At 67.1% G+C, this 3,464-nt stretch carries 2 protein-coding genes and 3 pseudogenes; 3 read left to right on the top strand and 2 right to left on the bottom strand.

Annotated elements, in window-relative coordinates; translation table 11 throughout:
• From B4U45_RS28705 to B4U45_RS29735, 3 genes and pseudogenes are all read left to right on the top strand, one after another.
• On the top strand, nt 1-734 hold a 734-nt coding region (locus B4U45_RS28705; protein ID WP_219859594.1), incomplete at its 5' end, for a hypothetical protein.
• 129 nt (nt 735-863) lie between these two features.
• A pseudogene (locus B4U45_RS29740) lies at nt 864-1,117 on the top strand (IS607 family element RNA-guided endonuclease TnpB); the annotation flags it as partial.
• Nucleotides 1,118-1,381: 264 nt separating this feature from the next.
• A pseudogene (locus B4U45_RS29735) lies at nt 1,382-1,531 on the top strand (hypothetical protein); the annotation flags it as partial.
• A gap of 277 nt (nt 1,532-1,808) precedes the next feature.
• On the opposite strand, the gene B4U45_RS28700 reads toward B4U45_RS29735, so the two are convergent.
• Both B4U45_RS28700 and B4U45_RS28695 read right to left on the bottom strand, forming a co-directional pair.
• The gene (locus tag B4U45_RS28700; protein WP_075545190.1) at nt 1,809-2,537 is read right to left on the bottom strand and encodes a PPE family protein; all 729 of its coding nucleotides are present in this window, start codon (nt 2,535-2,537) and stop codon (nt 1,809-1,811) included.
• Nucleotides 2,538-3,043: 506 nt separating this feature from the next.
• Nucleotides 3,044-3,464, bottom strand: a pseudogene (locus B4U45_RS28695) (PGRS repeat-containing protein); the annotation flags it as partial.

Here is a 3,464-nt window from a genome sequence, read left to right as displayed (position 1 = left end):
GCGGCCGTGGCGACGGCAGCAAAGTGGTTGGCGGCAACGGCGGTTCGGGCGGAGCGGGCGGTGACGGGGGCCGCGCAGGTCTGGTGGCCGGAAATGGCGGAGCCGGCGGCGCGGGAGGCACCGGCGGCACCGGTGCAAGCGGAGGCCTAGGCGGTGCCGGCGGTGCCGGGGGTGCCGGTGGCGAGGCCAACGGCGACATCACTATCGGCGGAAACGGTGGTCAGGGGGCTGACGGCGCGGATGCCCTGTCCAGGGGCGGCGATGGCGGTAGCGGTGGTCCGGGTGGTCACGGCGGCGACGCCGGTCGGCTCTTCGGCATCGGTGGTGCGGGCGGTCACGCTGGCGCGGGTGGGGCCGGCGGTGCGGGCGGTGCCGGGGGCGCCGGTGGGGTCGGCGGGAACGGCGGCGCCGCCACGGGAAACGACGGATTCGGTGGCGGTGAGGCTACCGGCGGCGATGGCGGGGCCGGCGGCAACGGTGGCGCCGGCGGTGACGGCGGCAACGGCGGTGCCGCTGGGCTGAGCGGCGGCGGCGGCAAGGGCGGACTGATAGGAAGTGCGGGCAGCAACGGTCCGGCTGCTGACGGCGGCGAGGCCGGGGCCGCCGGGACCGGTGGTGCGGCGGGAGCCGGCGGCTCGGGTGGCACCGGCACCGCCCCGTTTGCCGGCCGAGATGGTCGCGACGGGGCGGATGGCCTTCGCGGCACCGACGGCAGACCCGGACAACACGGCTGACGAGAACGTGCTAATACGGCGGCCGTAACGGAGCATGCAGAACTTCAAACATCCGACACGCGGATCTGATCCACCAGCTCGACGGGTTCTGCCGCTGGCAAGACTTATAGCGCGAAGCTGCCCAATCCGTATGTTCAGGACACCGGATGGGACGAAACCCTGCAGTGCGACCAATGCGTAGCGTCGCTTACCTACATGGCTGCGCTGCCATCAACCTCGCACGCTACGAGGAACCCGTTGGTGTCGTCGGCCCAGTTGGGGCCGCCGTCAAGCGTGGAGCCGACCATAAGACCCGGCCTGGCCGGGCTGGTGGCTATGACGTGTGGAAGAGACGCAGCCACAAGGCTGCCGAACAATCCCAAGACGGGGTGCAAGTCGCGTGACCACTAAAGATCACTGACGTGCAATGGTCACGACGTCGTGAAGATAGTCGTCGAGATCGTTGCACAGCAGCACTTCTGACGATATGGCGGGGGTGGCTTTTCAGCCGCACACCGGTTGGTATTCGACAGCAACGTGAGCGTTCGGCGGTATTGGAAGGAAATCGAACGATTTACGACGGACCTGATCCTTGTGCTCGGCGCAGCATTTGTTCGCAACCTTCTGCTGGACCGTTTAGTGCCGGCTGCATATCGTTGCCTCAACATACCGCATTGGGTCGCAACTTCCAGGTGATCTACGAACAAGCTAACGCCCACGGCCAAAAGGTCCAAGCCGCCGGCGCCAACATGGCCCAAACCGATTCGGCAGTGGGCTCCAGCTGGGCCTGGTTTCAAATCTGCCGGTGGCGCGGATAACAGGGCAGTGTTATCCGCGCCGCGCCATGCCAAAGCTAAGCGCGAAACGCCCCAAACGCCCGCGCCGAGCCTGATCGACGCCAGCCGTTTGGTGTGAATTATCCTGCGGCTAGCAGGGTTTCTCGGCGATCAACTCACGGTGATGAGGATCCGTGAGACCCGCGAAGTCACACAGGCGCGACACCTGCATACGCCCACGCGGTTGGTCGCGGCGTGCCGCAACTCGCAGCCGGCGCCGGTCACAAGTCAGGCAGGCCGGATTCCAGTAGCTTGGGAGTCACCCGTTTACGGCTACCTTCGTCGGCCCCGTCGGGTAGATCACGCCGCCCGGCGGCATAGGCAGCTTGGTGGGTGGCGGCGGTGACGACGGTGGTGTCGGTGTCTGCGGTACCGCCGGCGGTGTCTGTGGAGTGGCAGGCGTAGCGGGCACCGACACCGCAGGTGTCGCCGGCGCCGTTGGCGCCGTGGGTGCTAGACCGGGCAGGAATCCGAGTAGCTGCCGAATGGGGCCCAATTGCGACAATGCGCACGAGGCGCCCACGTGGTAGCCGAACATCGCGGTCACATCCTGGGCCCACATCTGCTCGTACTCGGCTTCCATGGCGGCGATCGCGGGGATGTTGAACCCGAAGAGATTCGCGTTGATCAATGCGGTGATCATGGCCCGGTTAGCCGCGATGACCGCCGGGCATACCGTCGCGGCCCGGGCCGACTCAAAGGCGGCGGCTACCACGGAGGCTTGGCTGGCCGCGCCTTCGGAGTGGTCGGCCGCAGTCGCAAGCCACGCGGCATAGGGTGCGGCCGCTTCAGTCATCTTGGCGGCCGCTCGGCCCTGCCAGAACCCGCTGGCCAGGCCCGAGATCGCCGATACGAATGAGTCCGCCGCTGACTGTAATTTGTCGGCCAGGGCGCCCCAGGCTGCTGCCGCTTCGAGTATGGGGCCCGAGCCGGCGCCGGCATTCATGAGCGCTGAATTGATCTCCGGAGGAAATACGGGATAGCCCATTGCCAAATCCTTTCTCTTGGTGCTATTGAACTCGCTCGTTCGGACGCAAATGCCTGTGGAGTGCCGACTCTCGCAACGTTTATAGGAGCTCGAGTCGATCGGCAACGACGGTGGGAACGTTAGTTCCGCTACAGGACGGCCGTCGCGAATAACTTTCAGAATTTTCATATCCATACATGCCGCGTGGCGCCTCCGCGAAATTTAACGTGTGGCCGATCACCAACTTAGCGTTATCCAACTGCGATTTCAGCGGTTCGCGCGAAATAGAACCGCACATATTTTTGGAGAATGTGTTCGATTTTGCGTGCAATTGGCGACGGGTAGTCCGGACTCGCCGACAATTCGGATAGGTTCGGCATTTCGAATCCGGCCAGGCGGCCATGCAAACAGCTTCGTCGAAGCCTGCAACGACGCGGTGGGCCACCGGGTCCGCGGCCAAGACGTTTGCGCGAGCCCGATCGGCTGCAGTTCGCGCCTGACTGGCGACGCCACCGGTATGCGCCGGACTACGCGGCCGGGCCGCCGGCGCCGCCGGGGCCGCCGTCTCCCCCGACGCCACCAGGCCCGGCGAGCACACCGATTTGGCCGCTTTGTCCGCCTTCGGGAGCACCACCGGGTCCGCCGCTACCGCTGCCGCCGGTGCCACCGGAACCTCCCGTGCCGCCGGTACCGCCTAGGTTGCCGGGATAGCTTGGATCCGTAGCTGTCCCACCGGTCCCGCCGTTGCCGCCGGTCCCGCCGCCGCCGCCGGTGCTGGTGCCATCGCCGCCGGCCCCGCCGTTGCCGCCGTTACCGCCGGCGCCGCCCCAGCCGGAATCTTGGGAATTGCCACCACCGCCGCCGGCACCGCCATCGCCGCCCTGCCCGCCGTTGACGCCGGTCCCGCCGGCGCCACCCGCGCCTCCCGCGCCGGCCACGCCGCCGTGA

Origin of the sequence: Mycobacterium persicum (assembly GCF_002086915.1) — a bacterium.
Lineage (GTDB): Bacteria > Actinomycetota > Actinomycetes > Mycobacteriales > Mycobacteriaceae > Mycobacterium > Mycobacterium persicum.
The sequence above is the reverse complement of the archived record's forward strand: the minus strand, read 5'-3'. Positions and strand labels throughout refer to the sequence as shown.

Excerpts from the sequence above, each read along its gene's own strand:
- B4U45_RS28700 (WP_075545190.1), bottom strand. The coding sequence starts at position 2,537 with ATGGGCTATCCCGTATTTCCTCCGGAGATCAATTCAGCGCTCATGAAT.